Origin of the sequence: Pseudomonas sp. MOIL14HWK12:I2 (genome assembly GCF_000510745.1) — a bacterium.
Lineage (GTDB): Bacteria > Pseudomonadota > Gammaproteobacteria > Pseudomonadales > Pseudomonadaceae > Chryseomonas > Chryseomonas oryzihabitans.
Genome location: NZ_KI783314.1, coordinates 217,938 through 233,544 on the forward strand (window position 1 = coordinate 217,938; position 15,607 = coordinate 233,544).

Genomic DNA, 15,607 nt, shown 5'->3' on the forward strand with positions numbered 1-15,607 from the left:
CAGGTCTCCGGAGCATTGAGGAGGCAGTGGGCACGGGCCCTTCGCTGACCATCCTGAAGCCTGAAGTGACTTCAGGGTCAAGCGGATCGGGCAGTCAGCTGACCCCTTGGTCATCTGTTACCGCGCATGAGTTGCTAAGACTTCATTAAGGTTCGCCCCTCAGGGTAGCGGCTCCCTGTCGCCGGAGCCCGCTCATGATCGCCTTCCCCAGTCTCCCTTCGCGCGGGCGCCGGGCGCCCTGATGCTGCTCGCTGCCTTCTCCCGCCCCCGCGCTTCGGGCTGGCGACCCTGGCGCAATCTGCTGCTCCTGAGCAGTCTGAGTTGCCTGCTGTTGCTGGCCGACGACTTCCTGCAGCAAGGCTTCACGCCAAACAACCGCGCCGAGTTGGAAGCGGGCTATGTGGCCGCGCTCTGGGTGTTCAGCCTGGCGCTCTGGCTGAGCAATCTGCCGCGCCTAGCGGCGTTCATCCTGCTGGGGTTCGCCCTGATGCAGCTGCTGCAGCTGGGCAACCTGAGTTTCTTCGGCGAGCCGCTCAGCGCCATCGACATCCAGGCCCTGCTGGGCGACACCGCGGAGGTGCGCCAGACGCTGTGGCTCAGCCTGCCCGAACACTGGCCGGTGCTGCTGTGCGTGGGGCTGCCCTATGGACTGCTAATCGCCCTGCATCTCCAGCTGCCCGGCCGGGTGCCGCTGCCGGCCAGTCGCTGGGCGCTGATCCTGATCGCCGCGGTGCTGCTGTCCAAACCCTATCGCGCCACCTATCGCAATCTCGATGCCTTCGTGCCCAGCCCCGCGCGCAGCGGGCTGCACAACAGCCTCAACGCCTTTTCCGCCTGGGCGGTGCGCCTGGCCGGGCGTGACGACGTCGTCCTGCCGCCCACCGCCTATGCACCCTATGGACTGGCCCCGGTGCCCAGCAGCGCGCGGCACGTCTGGCTGGTGGTGGCCGATTCCCTGCGCAGCGATCGCCTGGGCGCCTTTGGCTATGCGCGCGATACCACGCCACAGCTGTCGGCCTATCTGGCGGCCAATCCCCAGACGCTGATCCGCCCCGGCGTGGCGGCGGGGGTGGCCACCGATGTGAGCCTGCCCTACCTGCTCAATCCGATCCGCGAACCGGGACAGGACGGGCGCCTGCGCAGCGGCGAGATCAACCTGTTTCGCTTCGCCCAGGCCGCCGGCTTTCGCACCCACTGGCTGTCGTCCCAGGAATCCAAGTTGCTGGCGCACCTGGGCAGTCGCTACCTGGACGTCGCCATCACCCGCGAGGACCATCCGCTGCGCTTCCTGCAACGCCAGGACCGTGCCCTGCTGGAGATCCTCGACGAACAGCGGTGGGCGCCGCGCAACTTCGTGGTGCTCAACCTGCGCACCGCGCACCTGCCCTATGCGCAGAACTATCGCCACGAGCGCACCCCGGCGCCCTGGCCGGATAGCGGGGCCGAGGGCCAGGCCAATGCCTACGATAATTCCCTGCACTATCTCGACGGCCTGCTCGCCGAGATCCTCGCCGACTTCGACCGCCTGGACGGCGAGCGCTATCTGATCATCACCGGCGACCATGGCCAGCGGCTGGGGGAGGGCGGTCACTGGGGGCACAACGACCTGGTGCCCGAGGTCAGCGACGTGCCGGTGATCGTGGTGGCGCGGGAGGCCCCGGCAGAGGCCCTGGCCGAGCTGCAGGGCGAGCGCTGGATCAGCCACTACGAGGCCGGCAGCTGGCTGGCGCAGCGGCTGGGGACCCGTATCGACAATCCCAATCGCCGCCCCGACGAGTACTTCGTCCATGGCAAGCTGCTGTTCAGCGACAATTTCGTGCAGCGTGTCTGCGAATCGCCCTCCGGCCTGGTGCACCAGCCGCCGCAGCAGCTGAGCACCTTGCTGCTGGATACCTCGTCAGCGCCCTGCGGTTAGCGCCGCGGCTGTCTTACGCTTGGCTCCGGGGCGCCGCTACACTGCCGGCGCCTCTTCATCTCAGTCGCAGGATCCCGTCATGCCTTCCGCTTCCTCTGTCTCCCGCTATGCGCGCAGCGCCCGGCTGCTGCACTGGCTCATGGCCCTGCTGGTATTGCTGGCCTATGTGCTGATCCTCAACCGCGGGCAGTTCGAGCGGGGCTCGCTGGAGCGCCAGTGGGTGACGCTCAGCCATTTCTGGGTGGGCCTGCTGGTCCTGGCGCTGGTCTTGCCGCGGCTGCTGGTGCGCCACCGCCATCCGGTACCGCCGATCACGCCGCCGCTGACGCGAAGCCTGGAGACCATCGGCCGACTGACCCACTACGCGCTCTATGCCTTTCTGCTGGCCCAGCCGCTGCTCGGGCTGTTCACCGTCTGGCTGACCATCGGCGCGGTCAAGATCCCGTCCAGCACCTGGGCGCTGCCTTCGCCCTTCCCGGTGGACCCGGCACTGGCGAAGACGCTCAAGGGCGTGCACCTCTGGCTCGGCAAGGCCTTCTACTGGGTGATCGGCCTGCACCTGCTGGCCGCGCTCTGGCATCACCTGGTGCGCAAGGACGACACCTTGAAGCGCATGCTTTAACGCGGTTCGAGGGCGATGATGCGGTCGCGACCGCCTTCGGCCAGCAGATAGCCGTCGCCCCGCGGCAGCAAGGCCTGGGGCGCGCGCAGGAAGGTCAGAATGGCGCGCGGGGCCGACTGGCGATCCCAGAGCAGCAGACGGGCGCGGTGGGTCGAGTCTTCGCTGATCCACAGGCCGCGGCGGTCGCAGAGCAGAAAGCTCGGCTCGCGCAGATCGCGCAGCGCCGGCGGATCCCGGCCATCGTCGCTCAGCTGGCGCACCAGGCCGCGGGATTTCTCGGTATAGAAGGCACTGCCGTCCGGGCAGCGGGTAAAGGACTCCGCCTCGTCCAGGTGGTCGCGCAGCACCGTCAGGCTGCCATCGGCGGCGTCGTAGCGCAGCAGGCGTCCGGCCCCCTTGCGGTCTTCCACGGCATAGAGCCGCCTGCCTTCGGCCCAGAGCCCCTGGGCGTTGATACCGGTGAAGAGATCGCGACTGCCGGCGGCGTCGAACCAGCGGATGGGATGGGTGCCGCCTTCCTGGCTGTAGGCGAAGCCGTCCTGGTAGGGCACCAGGCCGTCGGGCTTGTACAGCCCCTCGCTGAGCACGCTGCGCCGGCCCTGGGCATCGATGCGCAGCAGCCGGCCCTTGCCATCCTTGAGTTCTTCCGCGGTGAGCAGGGCATCGCCCTGCCAGGCCAGGGCGCTGGCCTTGGCGATGTCGGCATGGGCCACGTCGTAGCGCCAGCCGGGAGCGGCCTGGGCCGGCCAGAAGCGCTGCCAGGCGAGAAAGCCCAAGGCGGCCAGCAGCAGGGCGGCCAGGACGAGGAGGGCGCTACGCCAGAGGCGAGCCATCAGCTGGCAACGGCGGCCAGGTGTTCATGCAGGATGGCCGCGCCGATCACGATCAGCACCACGCCACCGAGCATTTCCGCGCGCTTGCCGACCAGATTGCCCATCACCCGGCCCAGCATCACCCCGGTGGTGACCATGATCATGGTGGCGAGGCCGATGGCCAGGGCGGCGGTGATGATGTTGACGTCGATGAAGGCCAGGCCCACGCCCACGGCGAGGGCATCGATGCTGGTGGCCACGGCGGTCAGGGCCAGCAGCATGAAGGAATGCTGGCGGGGCTTTTCTTCCTCGGCCTCGGGCGCGCCGAAGCCGGCCCAGATCATGCGCAGGCCGAGCACGGTGAGCAGGGTGAAGGCGATCCAGTGATCCCAGGGCTGGACGTACTGGGCGGCGGTAAGGCCGACGGCCCAGCCGATTACCGGGGTGATGGCTTCGATGACGCCAAAGATGGCGCCGGTGCGCAGGGCTTCGCGCAGGCAGGGCTTGTGCAGGCTGGCGCCCTTGCCGACCGCGGCGGCAAAGGCATCGGTGGACATGGCGAAGGCCAGAAACATCAGGGAAGCGGGGTTCATCGTGACAGCGCCGGCCGGGCTCGATCCACAAGACATCTCCGCACGCCCGGCGTGGCGCGGTGATGCCTCTGGTCTCGCCAACCCTGACTGGCTGTCCTGACCACGGCGGTTGCCGAGTATGTTGATCAGGACGCTTTCCACCGCGGTGGAAGCAGGCTACTCCCCAAAGAGGCCGCCACCTTACCCATCCGGATAGAGAAAGTCTATCTTGTAGATAGTTCTAATATATATAGCCTTGGCTAAATCTTCTGCCGTCGAGTCCTCCAAAAGCGCCGATGAATCCTCTGCAGGGCGCGCTGTTACTGGATTGGAGGCTCGGCACAGGATGCTGTGAGAGACGGCTAGCGGCTACCGGTGCCCTGCGCAGACGTCGCCCAGGGATGCCTGGAGGTCGCTTGCTCCCGCCGAGCAGGGCGGGAAGCGTGCCCTCACTGGTCGCGAGGCCGAGCGCCAGCCCATCGCCCATGATGGCGCTCTGCCGTCCCCGTTTCGTCATGCCGCTGACACTTAATTGTCACATTTCGGCAATAGCCTAGCGCCAGCCCTCACTAGGTAATGGAGCCACCATGAAACGCACGTTCAGCCTCTCTCTGTTGTTGTCGGCCTTTTGCCTGAGCACCGCCGCTCACGCCGTGGATGTCACGGGCGCCGGCTCGAGCTTCGTCTTCCCCGTTCTGTCGAAGTGGTCGCAAGGCTTCAGCGAGAAGACTGGCAACCGTATCAACTACCAGTCCATCGGCTCCGGCGGCGGCATCGCCCAGATCAAGGCCGGCACCGTGGACTTCGGCGCCACCGACGCCCCCATGAGCACCGACGACCTGCAGAAGGGCGGTCTGGGCCAGTTCCCGACCATCATCGGCGGCATCGTGCCGGTGATCAACGTGGATGGCATCGAGCCCGGCAAGCTGAAGCTCGACGGCCCGACCATGGCCAAGATCTTCATGGGCGAGATCAAGACCTGGAACGACCCGGCCATCGCCGCGCTGAACCCCGGCATGAAGCTGCCCGAGGGCGCCATCACCGTGGTGCGTCGTTCCGACGGCTCGGGCACCTCCTACAACTTCACCAACTACCTGGCCAAGGTCAGCCCGGAGTGGAAGGAGAAGTACAACTTCGGCACCACCGTCAACTGGCCGGTCGGTGTGGGTGGCAAGGGTAACGAGGGTATCGCCGCCTACGTGAAGCAGATCAAGGGCTCCATCGGCTACGTCGAGTACGCCTATGCGCTGACCAACAAGATGACCCATGTGCAGCTGAAGAACGCCGCCGGCAACTTCGTGCAGCCCGAAGCCAAGAGCTTCCAGGCCGCCGCCGCTACCGCCGACTGGAAGAGCGCCAAGGACTTCAACCTGCTGATGACCAACGCCCCGGGCGCCGACGCCTGGCCGATCACCGCCACCACCTGGATCGTGATGTACAAGGAACCCAAGAACGAAGAGCGCAGCAAGGTCGCCTTCGACTTCTTCAAGTGGTCCCTGGAGCATGGCCAGAAGGATGCCGCGGCCCTGGATTACGTCCCGGTCCCGGACACCCTGGTCAAGCAGATCGAAGGCTACTGGGCGTCCGACTTCAAGAAGTAAGCACGCCTGTCCCGCCGCCTGGATCCCCTGGGGTCCAGGCGGTTTCGCGCGTCCTTCCAGGTAGACGGAAAGCTCCATGACCGACCAGACCCTGCCCCTCTCCGCCGCTCAGGAACAGCGCATCCGCCGGGATACCCGCGCCGATGTCTGGTTCCGCCGGCTGCTGTTTTCCGCCGCGCTCCTGGTACTGCTGGTACTGGTCGGCGCCGCCGCGTCCACCCTCTGGGGCGGTCGCCACGCCTTCATGACCTTTGGCCTGGACTTCATCACCTCGGCCGAATGGGATGTCGGGGCCGAGAAGTTCGGCGCCCTGGTGCCCATCTACGGCACCCTGATGACCTCCTTCATCGCCCTGCTGCTGGCCGTGCCCACCGCCTTCGGCATCGCCCTGTTCCTCTCCGAGATCGCCCCGACCTGGCTGCGCGGTCCGGTTGCCACGGCGGTGGAACTGCTGGCCGGTATCCCCTCGATCATCTACGGCATGTGGGGCCTGTTCGTCTTCGGTCCCTTCATGGCCGCGCACATCTCGCCCTTCATCAACGACTACCTCGGCGCCATCCCGGTGATCGGCGTGCTGTTCCAGGGGCCGCCGCTGGGCATCGGCATGCTGACCGCCGGCATCATCCTGGCGATCATGATCCTGCCCTTCATCACCTCGGTGATGTACGAGGTGTTTCGCAGCGTGCCGGCGCAGCTCAAGGAATCGGCCTATGCGCTGGGCTCCACCACCTGGGAAGTCTGCTGGGACATCGTGCTGCCCTACACCCGCTCGGCGGTGGTCGGCGGCGCCTTCCTCGGCCTGGGCCGTGCCCTGGGCGAGACCATGGCGGTGACCTTCGTGCTGGGCAACGCCCACCAGTTCTCCCTCTCGCTGATGATGCCGAGCAGCTCCATCGCCTCGGTGATCGCCAACGAATTCAACGAGGCCTACACCGATCTGCACCGCTCGTCGCTGATCGCCCTGGGCTTTTTGCTGTTCGTGGTGACCTTCTTCGTGCTGCTGGCGGCACGGCTGATGCTGACGCAACTGTCGCGCAAGGCAGGTAACTGATGCACATCGACGCCTATCTCTATCGCAAGCGGCGGATCAAGAACGGCATCGCGCTGATCTTTGGCAGCGCCGCCGCCGTGCTCGGCCTGGGTTTCCTGGCCTGGATCCTCGGTACCACCCTGATCAAGGGCGTCAGCGCCCTGAGCCCGGCTATCTTCGTCGAGATGACGCCGCCGCCCGGCGCCGCCGACGGCGGTCTGGCCAACGCCCTGTTCGGCAGCGTGCTGATCACCCTGCTGGCCACCGCCATCGGCGCGCCCATCGGCATCCTCGCCGGACTCTGGTTGGCCGAATACGCCCGCCACTCCAAGCTGGGCCTGGTGGTGCGCTTCGTCAACGACATCCTCCTGTCGGCGCCGTCCATCGTCATCGGCCTGTTCATCTACACCGCCGTGGTGGTGACCCTGAACCAGTACTCCGGCGGCAGCCTGGGCTTCTCCGGATTCGCCGGCTCCCTGGCGCTGGCCATGCTGGTGGTGCCGGTGGTAACCCGTACCACCGACGAGATGATGCAGCTGCAGCCGCCGGCCATGCGCGAAGCGGCCCTGGCCCTGGGCATCCCCCAGTGGAAGGTGACCCTGCAGATCCTCTTGCGCGCCTCCCGCGCCGGCGTGGTGACCGGGGTGCTGCTGTCCATCGCCCGCATCACCGGCGAGACCGCACCGCTGCTGTTCACCGCCTTCGGCAACCAGTACTGGAACGCCGACGTGCTCAAGCCCATGGCCACCGTGCCGGTGACCATCTTCCAGTTCGCCATGAGTCCGTTCGAGAACTGGCAGCACCTGGCCTGGGCCGGCGCCCTGCTGCTGACGCTGTTCGTGCTGCTCCTGAACCTCTCCTCTCGCTTCTTCTTTCGTAACCGGGATTCCAAGTGACTACCATGCAGACGCAGATACCGGAACTGCAGGCGCGCGACGTCGGCTTCCGTTACAAGGGCCACCAGGCGCTCAAGTCGATCAATCTGGACATCGCGGCCAAGCAGATCACCGCCATCATCGGCCCGTCCGGATGCGGCAAGTCCACGCTGCTGCGCATCTTCAACCGCATCTACTCGGAATACCCGGGGCTGGAAGCGACCGGCGAGATCCTCATGGACGGGGAGAACATCCTCGATCCCAAGTACTCGCTGAGCCGCCTGCGCAGCACCATCGGCATGGTGTTCCAGAAGCCGGTGCCCTTCCCGATGTCGATCGCCGACAACGTCGCCTACGGCATCCGCCACCACGAGCGGCTGTCCCGGGTGGAGTTGCAGGATCGCGTAGAACAGGCCCTGCGCGGCGCGGCGCTGTGGGACGAGGTCAAGGACAAGCTCAACCAGAGCGCCCTGGGTCTCTCCGGCGGTCAGCAGCAGCGCCTGTGCATCGCCCGCACCATCGCCCTGCGTCCGCGGGTGCTGCTGCTGGACGAGCCGACCTCGGCCCTGGACCCCATCTCCACCGCGCGCATCGAACAGCTGCTGGCCGAACTCAAGCAGGAGTTCACCGTGGTCATCGTCACCCACAACATGCAGCAGGCGGCGCGTTGCTCCGACGTCACCGCCTTCATGTACCTGGGCGAGCTGATCGAAGTGGACAAGACCGACAAGATCTTCACCAAGCCGGACAAGAAGCAGACCGAGGACTACATCACCGGTCGCTTCGGCTGACGCTTTCGCCGGCTCTCGGCAAGGCCACTCCCCGGAGTGGCCTTTTTCATGGGCGAGCGGAAAGGGGCGGGGCAGGGCGGTCGCCTGGTTTCTCGGCGGAGAAAATTGTCTTCACGTCCGAGAAAGACTTTTCCCACGCTCGCAACGCATGGCGTTACCGTGAAATTTTCATTTAATTTCAAAGGCTTGTATTAAAAGTTTTACTTTATTGAAGGCAAAACGACATCTCTTCTGCCGAGACTGACCCAGCTTCGTGACGGGCTGCACTGCCAGCCACCACCCCTGGATTGTCTTGAAAGGAGATCTGCCGATGTCTGTTAACCCTTATCGATTCACGGCGCTGTTCTCGGGTGTGCTCCTGGCCACCTGCTCGGCCACCGCGAGTGCCGCTGTCGATGAGAAGCTGCTCGACATGCTCAAGGCCAACGGCTCCATCACCCCCGCCCAGTACGCCGAATTGCGCGGCGACCTGCAGCAGGAGCAGCAGGCGCGTGCCGCCCAGGTCGCCCAGCAGCAGAAGACCTCCGACTTCGAGAAGAAACTGGCCTGGGCCGCCAAGACCCAGATCAAGGGCGATGTGCGGGTGCGCCATGAGAGCATCGACATCAGCGGCGAGCCGGACAACGGTCGCGACCGCGACCGCCAGCGCATCCGGGCGCGACTGGGCGCCTACAGCGAGATCAATCCGCAGGTGGACACCGGCATCCGCATCGCCACCGGCGGCGGCGACGATGCCCGCTCCACCAACCAGGACCTCAACGGCTACTTCAACAAGAAGCAGCTCTGGCTGGATCAGGCCTATATCGACTACCACCCCACGGCGCTGCCGAATCTGCACCTGGTGGGCGGCAAGATGGGCCAGCAGTGGGTCAGCACCGGCGACGTCATCTGGGACGCCGACATCAACCCCGAAGGCCTGGCCGGCACCTACAGGTACGACCTCGGCGGCGGCGCCGAGCTGTTCGGCAGCACCGGCTACTATGTGCTCAAGGACAACGTCGACGGCGAGGGCTATGAGTTCAAGCACGACCTGCGCCTCTACGCCGGCCAGCTGGGCAGTCGCTTCAACCTGGGCGATGCCGCCAAGCTGATGGTCGGCGGCAGCGTCTACGCCTACGACAAGGACCAGGACAGCACCTGCCCGACCACCGGTTCGGTCACCTCGCCCTGCGCCCTGGCGGTGAATGGCAACACCACCGACCGCTTCCAGCTCTACGAGGGCTTCGCCCAGCTGGACCTGACCAAGCTGTGGGTGCCGCTGTCCTTCTATGGCCAGTACGTGGTCAACGACAAGGCCGACGACGGCGAGGACACCGCCTGGCTGGTGGGCGCCAAGACCAAGCTGATGCAGCGGGTCGGCCTGGAATACAACTACCGCGATGTCCAGCGCAACGCCGTGGTGGGCGCCTTCACCGACTCCGACTTCGGCAACGGCTCGACCGGCGCCCGCGGCCACAAGCTCAAGCTCGGCTACGACATCGACAAGAACTTCGGCGTCGGCCTGACCTATTTCCTCGCCGAGTCCGACACCGCCAGCCGCTTCCGCACCGATGCCGACGTGAAGACCCTGCAGCTGGACCTGGAAGCCAAGTTCTAACCACGGCCCTCAGGTCGTGCTCCGCTTGAACCGCTCTCGGGCGGTTCTTTTTTACCGGCGCGATGGAGATGCTCGCCTGGCACCTGTTGGGCTTCGCTGCGCTCAACCCAACCTACGCCTAAGCTGCTGCTTTTCCCCCTCTCCCTCCGGGAGAGGGCTGGGGTGAGGGAGGCTCTTGCCTGCTCGATGGCGAGGTTCGCCTGGCAACTGTTGGGCTTCGCTGCGCTCAACCCAACCTACGCCTAAGCTGCTGCTTTTCCCCCTCTCCCTCTGGGAGAGGGTTGGGGTGAGGGAAGCTCCCGCCCACTAACGCTCCACCCTGATCTCCACCAGCTTGCCGTCGATGAACTTGAGGTGACGCGAGGCGCCGTTCTCCGGGGCATAGGTCCAGAACTGGGTCTCGGCGGCATTGAATTTGGGCACGTTGTTGTTGCGCAGTTCCCGCGGATTGATCTTGCGCTCGGCAGGAGCGCCACAGGCGGCGAGGACCTGTTCGACGCTGTCGCCTTCCTCGACGAGACTCTGGCCACAGCGCAGGCTGGCCTGGGCGAGGAGGGGACACAGCAGGACGATCGGCAGCAGCTGACGGGGCTTCATGAGGACTCCAGGGCAGGACGTTCGCCAAGCTTAGCCAACCGCCGAACGACGTGCCCGGCGCAAAGTCTCGGTCAACTCCGCCGCCGGGGCATAAAGCCTGCGTAACGGCGCGGGACAGCCGCCGGCGGAAGGCGTATTGCTGGACACCCCTTCCGCCAGAGCCCGGTCCGCATCATGGTCGCGATTCAAGCCCGCCTGCCCGTCGCCACCCCCGTTCCCCGTCCCGAACCCGTTCTGCACCTGCCGGCCAGCAGCACCCTGCTGATCATCGTCGAGCGCAAGGAAGACTGGTCGGACTACCTGCCCAGCGAAAGCATCGTCACGGCCCAGGAGTACCTGGAAGACCGCTGTCTCACCGCGGGCGGTGGCCGCATCCAGGTGCTCAACCTCTGTCGCAACTACCGCTATCTGGGCCATGGCTACTATTGCTCGCTGCTGGCGGAGGCGCGCGGTCATCGCGTCATCCCCTCGGTGCGGACCCTGAGCGAACTCAATCGCAAGGCGCTCTACGGCCTGCTGCTGGAAGACCTCGACGCCCTGGTGGACCAGGCCCTGGCCGAGCACCCACTGGGCGCCACCGAGGGCTTCACCCTCAACCTCTATTTTGGCCGCACCGAGTTCGCGCCGCTGCAAGCGCTGGCCAGGCAGCTGTTCGACGCCTTTCCCTGTCCGATCCTGCAGGTGGAGTTGCGCCACAGTCGCCACTGGCACATCGCCGGGATCAAGAGCGGCGCCCTGCACCGCCTGCAGGACGCTCAGCAATACGCCTTCGCCGATGCCCTGGATGCCTTCAACCGACGCATCTGGCGGCAACCGGCCTCGCGGCGCCAGGCGCGCTACGACCTGGCCATCCTGCATGACCCGGAGGAGTCCTTGCCGCCCTCCAATGCCGCGGCCCTGGCCGGTTTCGTCGCCGCCGGGCGTGATCTGGGGGTGGCCGTGGAGCTGATCGAGCGCAAGGACTACGGCCGGCTGGCGGAATACGACGCCCTGTTCATCCGCGCCACCACCCGGGTCGACGACCACACCTATCGCTTCGCCCGCAAGGCCGAGAGCGAAGGCCTGGTGGTGCTGGACGATCCCGCCTCCATCCTGCGCTGCACCAACAAGGTGTTTCTCAGCGACCTGCTGGCCCAGCACGGCCTGGGCATGCCGCGTACCGAGATCCTCTATCGCGAACGACCCCAGGACCTGGAAGAGGTGGGGCGGCGCCTGGGCTATCCGCTGGTGCTGAAGATTCCCGACGGCTGCTTTTCCCGCGGCGTGCTCAAGGTGGCCGACGCCGCCGAATTGCGCCAGGCCGCGGCGGAGCTGTTCGAGCGCTCGGTGCTGCTGCTGGCCCAGGAATACCTCTACACCGAATTCGACTGGCGCATCGGCGTGCTCGCCGGCGAACCGCTCTATGCCTGTCGCTACTTCATGTCCGCCGGTCACTGGCAGATCTACAACCACAAGGCGGAATCCGGCAGTACCGGAGGGCGCTGCGAAGCGGTGGCCATCGCCGCGGTGCCTCCCGCGGTGGTGGAGCTGGCGGTGCAGGCCGCCGCCCTGATCGGCGATGGCCTCTATGGCGTCGATCTCAAGCAGGATCGGGATCGGCTGGTGGTCATCGAGGTCAACGACAACCCCAATCTGGACGCCGGTATCGAAGACGGCCTGCTGGGCGAGAGCCTCTATCGACGGGTGCTGGAGGATTTTGTCCGGCGCCTCGAGCAGCGGCGCCAGGGCTGGTAGGAGCACGCCATGATCGAAGCCTTCACCCTGCGGGAGGGTGGCCTGCTGCCGGATGGCGACCGCTCGGCGCCGGTGCTGCTGTGCAGCGATCCGGATGCCCGGGAGCGCGCCTGGCTGCAACAGGCCTTTCCCCTGGACAGCCACCGCCTGGCCTCGGCGCTCGACCCGGACGAGGTCTCGCGCCTGGAAGTGCAGGGCGACGAACTCTTCCTGATCTGGAAGCGTCCGGAACGCTATGCCGGCGGGGCGCGCTTCGCCTTCGAGGTGTCTTCCTTCGGCTTGCTCTGGCATCCCGAGCGGCTGGTGGTCATCTCCGCCGGCCCGTCGCTGCTGGCCGGCGAGGGGCCGTTGCAGCCGCTGCACGATCCGCTGGATGTGCTGGTGGAGTTGCTGTTTCGCAGCGTCCATCACTACCAGGGGCATCTCAAGGTCATCAGGCTGGTCGGCCGCGAATTGCAGCAGCGCTTCGACAGCTCCCTGGGCAACGAGCATCTGCTGCAGATGTTCAATCTCAGCGAGAGCCTGATCCATTACATCAACGCCCTGCAGGGCAACGGCGCGGTGCTCGACCGACTGCGGCAGGTCGCCGAAAGGCGCGAACTGGGCGAGGCGCTGCGGGCGCGCCTGGAAGACCTCATCATCGAGAACGACCAGTGCCGCCGCCAGGCCGACCTCTACGCCACGGTGTTCGCCCGCCTCATGGATGCCCGCGGCAACCTGGCCAACAACAGCATGAACCTGACCCTGCGCAACCTCACGCTGATCAACGTGGTGTTCCTGCCGCTCAACCTCATCGCCGGCATCGGCGGCATGTCCGAATTCAGCATGATGACCGCCGGCCATCCCTGGTGGCTGTCCTATTCGCTGCTGCTGGCGGCCATGGCCGCCCTGAGTCTCGCCCTGACCTGGATCCTGCGCCGCTCGTTGCGGCGTCGGGCCGAATCCGCCGCGCGCGCGGCCTAGCGCGCTTCATCGACAGCATCAGAGGACAATATGGAAAAGCAGCTACTCGGCCTGGGCATCGTCCTGGCGATTCTGGCCTTCGGCCTCCTGACCCTGATCGTCGATCTGTGTCGCGGCCGGCGCCAGCACCGCACGGTGGTGCTCAGCCAGGAAAGCCACGACTCAGATAGCGCGAACCGGCCAGACCGAAGCGCCAGGGCACCTCGCGCGCGCGGCTGATGCCGATGCGCGGGCCCGCGAGCACCGCCACCTCGGCAGCCGCCGGCTCCAGCAGGAAGGGCGGCTCGGTCAGCGGCAGGCCATCGTGACTGCCGTCGATGGCGAGGGCCTGGCACAGCCGGCCGGGACCGGCACAGAGCAGGCGATCGGCCAGCCCACCGCGGCGTTCGCGCATCACCTCCAGCCCCCACAAGGGTTCCAGCGCGCGGATCAGCACGCCGGCGCCATGCCCGGCTTCGCGGCAGACCAAGTTGAAGCACCAGTGGATGCCGTAGGAGCGATAGACATAGGCATGGCCGGGCGGGCCGAACATGGCGCGGTTGCGCGGAGTCGGGCCGGAAAAGCTGTGGGAGGCCGGGTCTTCGCCGTCGTAGGCTTCGGTCTCGACGATGAGGCCGCCGACGCCCGCGACCCTGAGCGTGGCGCCGATCAATTGCCGGGCGACCTCGTCCACCGGACGGCTGAAATCCAGATCGCTCACGCCTCGGGCTCCGGTTCTTCCAGAATCAGCGCCGCATGCACCATGGCCAGGTGGCTCAATCCCTGGGGAAAGTTGCCCAGGGCTGCGCCGTCATGGGGATCGCGCATCTCGGTCATCAGGCCGACGCCATTGAGACTGGCGGCCAGCACCTCGCGCATCAGTTCGCGCGCCTGATCCACCTCGCCCAGCACGGCATGCGCCTCGACCATCCAGTAGGAGCAGGCGAGAAAGGCCCCTTCCTCCCGTTCGGCGCCGCTGTAGCGATAGACCAGCGGACCGCGGGCCAGCTCGCGGCGGATGGCCGCCAGGGTACTCACCGACCGCTCACCCCCGTCGAAGCCGAAGCGGATACCGAGCAGCAGCCCGGCGTCCAGGCGTTCGGTGCCGGCATAGAAGGTATAGGCCTGCTTGCGCTCGCTCCAGCAGTGTTCGTTGACCCAGTCGCGGATGCGCTCGCGCTCGCGCTCCCAGCGGCCACACATGGCGTCGGGGATGTGCCCTTCACGGGCCAGGGTCACGGCGCGATCCAGGGCGAACCAGCAGCCCAGCTTGGACAGGGTGTAGTGGCGCTCTTCGGGCAGCTCCCACATGCCGGCATCCGGCTGGCGCCAGCCATCGGCGCAGAGATTGGCCAGGTCGGTGAGCAGGCTGGAAGTGGCGAAATCCAGCACATGGCCCTTGCTGGCATAGAGGCGAAAGGTCTCCAGCAAGTCGCCATAGAGACTCAGCTGGCACTGGGCGCTGGCCCGGTTGCCGACGCGGACCGGCTGGGAGTCGCGATAGCCCGGCACGGGAATGGTGCGCTCTGCCGGTGCCAGCTCACCCTGCAGGGTAAAGCAGGTGTGCAGGCGATTGCCGTGGCGGCGGATGACGTTCTGGATCCAGGCCAGCGCCGCCTGGGCCTCGCCGAGGGCACCCAGGCGCAGGAAGGCCTTGATGGTAAAGACCGCATCGCGCACCCAGGCATAGCGGTATTCGTAGTTCTTGTCGCCGCCGATGCGTTCCGGCAGCGAGGTGGTGGCTGCGGCGACGATGGCGCCGGTGGGGGAGTAGAGCAAGAGCTTGAGGGCCAGCGCCGAGCGCTTCACCTCGCTGAGGAATTCGCCGCGATAGGCAAAACCCTGGGCCCACTCGCGCCAGGCCTGGTCGCTGCGGTCGATGCGCTGGTCAACCTCGTCCAGCGAGGGCACCACCAGCGGTTCGTTCTCGGTCGCGGTCAGCGCCAGGACGCTGCGTTGCCCGGCTTCCAGCACCAGGCGTGCCACCAGGCGGCGGTCGTCGCACTGGAGGATCTCCAGCCGCTCGCAATACCTCAGGGTGGCCATGACCCCGTCGACGTGCATGACCTCGCCATTGGGCGTGCTGCGCATCCAGGGCGAGACGGTCTGGCCCTGGGTGCCGGGCACCAGTTCGATGCGCAGTTCGACCCGTCCGGACAGGCCTTCCACCCGGCGCCCCAGTTCGCACCAGGGCAGGCGACCGGCCGAGCCGCTGTTGAGCGATTCGGTCAGGCGCACGCTGCCATCAACGGTGTGGAAACAGGTTTCCAGCACATTGCTGTCTTCCCGGTAGGCCCGCTCGACGCGGTAGTCGGCCACCGGAGCGATCGAAAAGAAACCGCCGGCCGGGGCGTCCAGCAGGCGGTCGAACAGCGGGGCGGAATCCATGTTGGGTACGCACCACCAATCCAGCGAGCCGTCCGGCGCCACCAGGGCGACCGAACGGCCGTCGGAGAGGGCGGCATAGCCCGCCAGGGGCGCGTAGCCGTCCTGGCGGGCGGGGTCGAAGGCCGCCACGG

The 15,607-nt window shown here is 66.6% G+C and carries 14 protein-coding genes and 1 riboswitch; of the genes, 9 read left to right on the forward strand and 5 right to left on the reverse strand.

The genetic code is table 11. The annotated features are described in order from the left end of the window. Window positions 1-241: 241 nt before the first annotated feature. Window positions 242-1,915, forward strand: a complete 1,674-nt coding sequence (locus tag PSK12I2_RS0122130; RefSeq protein ID WP_027600126.1) for a phosphoethanolamine transferase — start codon at window positions 242-244, stop codon at window positions 1,913-1,915. Window positions 1,916-1,994: 79 nt separating this feature from the next. Next, window positions 1,995-2,537, forward strand: coding sequence for a cytochrome b (locus PSK12I2_RS0122135; protein WP_027600127.1), 543 nt, complete (start codon window positions 1,995-1,997; stop codon window positions 2,535-2,537). On the opposite strand, the gene PSK12I2_RS0122140 is transcribed toward PSK12I2_RS0122135, so the two are convergent. Together PSK12I2_RS0122140 and mntP are read right to left on the reverse strand one after the other, a co-directional pair. Continuing rightward, entirely contained in the window at window positions 2,534-3,370 is an 837-nt protein-coding gene (locus PSK12I2_RS0122140) for a hypothetical protein (protein ID WP_027600128.1), read from the reverse strand. The two genes, PSK12I2_RS0122135 and PSK12I2_RS0122140, sit on opposite strands and share 4 nt — an antisense overlap. Continuing rightward, the gene (gene mntP / locus PSK12I2_RS0122145; RefSeq protein WP_007160734.1) at window positions 3,370-3,942 is read right to left on the reverse strand and encodes a manganese efflux pump MntP; all 573 of its coding nucleotides are present in this window, start codon (window positions 3,940-3,942) and stop codon (window positions 3,370-3,372) included. Before mntP ends, PSK12I2_RS0122140 begins: the two co-directional genes overlap by 1 nt. A gap of 5 nt (window positions 3,943-3,947) precedes the next feature. Then, a riboswitch (yybP-ykoY riboswitch) is annotated at window positions 3,948-4,114 on the reverse strand. 394 nt (window positions 4,115-4,508) lie between these two features. Here mntP and pstS point away from each other — a divergent pair. The 5 genes from pstS to PSK12I2_RS0122170 all read left to right on the forward strand — a co-directional run bounded on the left by pstS (window position 4,509) and on the right by PSK12I2_RS0122170 (window position 9,815). Further along, window positions 4,509-5,522 (forward strand): phosphate ABC transporter substrate-binding protein PstS, encoded by a 1,014-nt coding sequence (pstS, locus tag PSK12I2_RS0122150; RefSeq protein ID WP_027600129.1) that lies wholly within the window; start codon window positions 4,509-4,511, stop codon window positions 5,520-5,522. 76 nt (window positions 5,523-5,598) lie between these two features. Next, the gene (gene pstC, locus PSK12I2_RS0122155) at window positions 5,599-6,573 is read left to right on the forward strand and encodes a phosphate ABC transporter permease subunit PstC (RefSeq protein WP_007160736.1); all 975 of its coding nucleotides are present in this window, start codon (window positions 5,599-5,601) and stop codon (window positions 6,571-6,573) included. Beyond that, window positions 6,573-7,448, forward strand: coding sequence for a phosphate ABC transporter permease PstA (gene pstA / locus PSK12I2_RS0122160; RefSeq protein WP_007160737.1), 876 nt, complete (start codon window positions 6,573-6,575; stop codon window positions 7,446-7,448). Before pstC ends, pstA begins: the two co-directional genes overlap by 1 nt. A 5-nt stretch (window positions 7,449-7,453) precedes the next feature. Beyond that, window positions 7,454-8,218 carry a phosphate ABC transporter ATP-binding protein PstB gene (gene pstB, locus PSK12I2_RS0122165; RefSeq protein WP_017638707.1) on the forward strand — a complete coding sequence of 255 codons (765 nt, stop codon included), beginning with the start codon at window positions 7,454-7,456 and terminating at the stop codon, window positions 8,216-8,218. 310 nt (window positions 8,219-8,528) lie between these two features. Next, on the forward strand, window positions 8,529-9,815 hold the full coding sequence (locus tag PSK12I2_RS0122170) for a putative porin (RefSeq protein WP_027600130.1): 1,287 nt from the start codon (window positions 8,529-8,531) through the stop codon (window positions 9,813-9,815). 306 nt (window positions 9,816-10,121) lie between these two features. Here the strand turns inward: PSK12I2_RS0122170 and PSK12I2_RS0122175 are convergent, their stop codons facing one another. After that, the gene (locus PSK12I2_RS0122175) at window positions 10,122-10,412 is read right to left on the reverse strand and encodes a DUF2845 domain-containing protein (protein ID WP_051398785.1); all 291 of its coding nucleotides are present in this window, start codon (window positions 10,410-10,412) and stop codon (window positions 10,122-10,124) included. Window positions 10,413-10,586: 174 nt separating this feature from the next. Between PSK12I2_RS0122175 and PSK12I2_RS0122180 the strand changes: the two genes are divergently transcribed. Together PSK12I2_RS0122180 and PSK12I2_RS0122185 are read left to right on the forward strand one after the other, a co-directional pair. Then, window positions 10,587-12,146 (forward strand): RimK family protein, encoded by a 1,560-nt coding sequence (locus tag PSK12I2_RS0122180; protein WP_027600132.1) that lies wholly within the window; start codon window positions 10,587-10,589, stop codon window positions 12,144-12,146. A gap of 9 nt (window positions 12,147-12,155) precedes the next feature. Continuing rightward, window positions 12,156-13,109, forward strand: coding sequence for a magnesium transporter CorA family protein (locus tag PSK12I2_RS0122185; protein ID WP_027600133.1), 954 nt, complete (start codon window positions 12,156-12,158; stop codon window positions 13,107-13,109). Window positions 13,110-13,251: 142 nt separating this feature from the next. Here PSK12I2_RS0122185 and PSK12I2_RS0122195 read toward each other — a convergent pair whose 3' ends face one another. Next, window positions 13,252-13,809: a DNA-3-methyladenine glycosylase gene (locus PSK12I2_RS0122195; protein WP_027600134.1), complete on the reverse strand. Its 558-nt coding sequence runs from the start codon at window positions 13,807-13,809 to the stop codon at window positions 13,252-13,254. Next, complete coding sequence (locus PSK12I2_RS0122200; protein ID WP_027600135.1) at window positions 13,806-15,605, reverse strand: glycoside hydrolase family 15 protein; 1,800 nt, start codon at window positions 15,603-15,605, stop codon at window positions 13,806-13,808. Before PSK12I2_RS0122200 ends, PSK12I2_RS0122195 begins: the two co-directional genes overlap by 4 nt. Window positions 15,606-15,607: the final 2 nt, after the last annotated feature.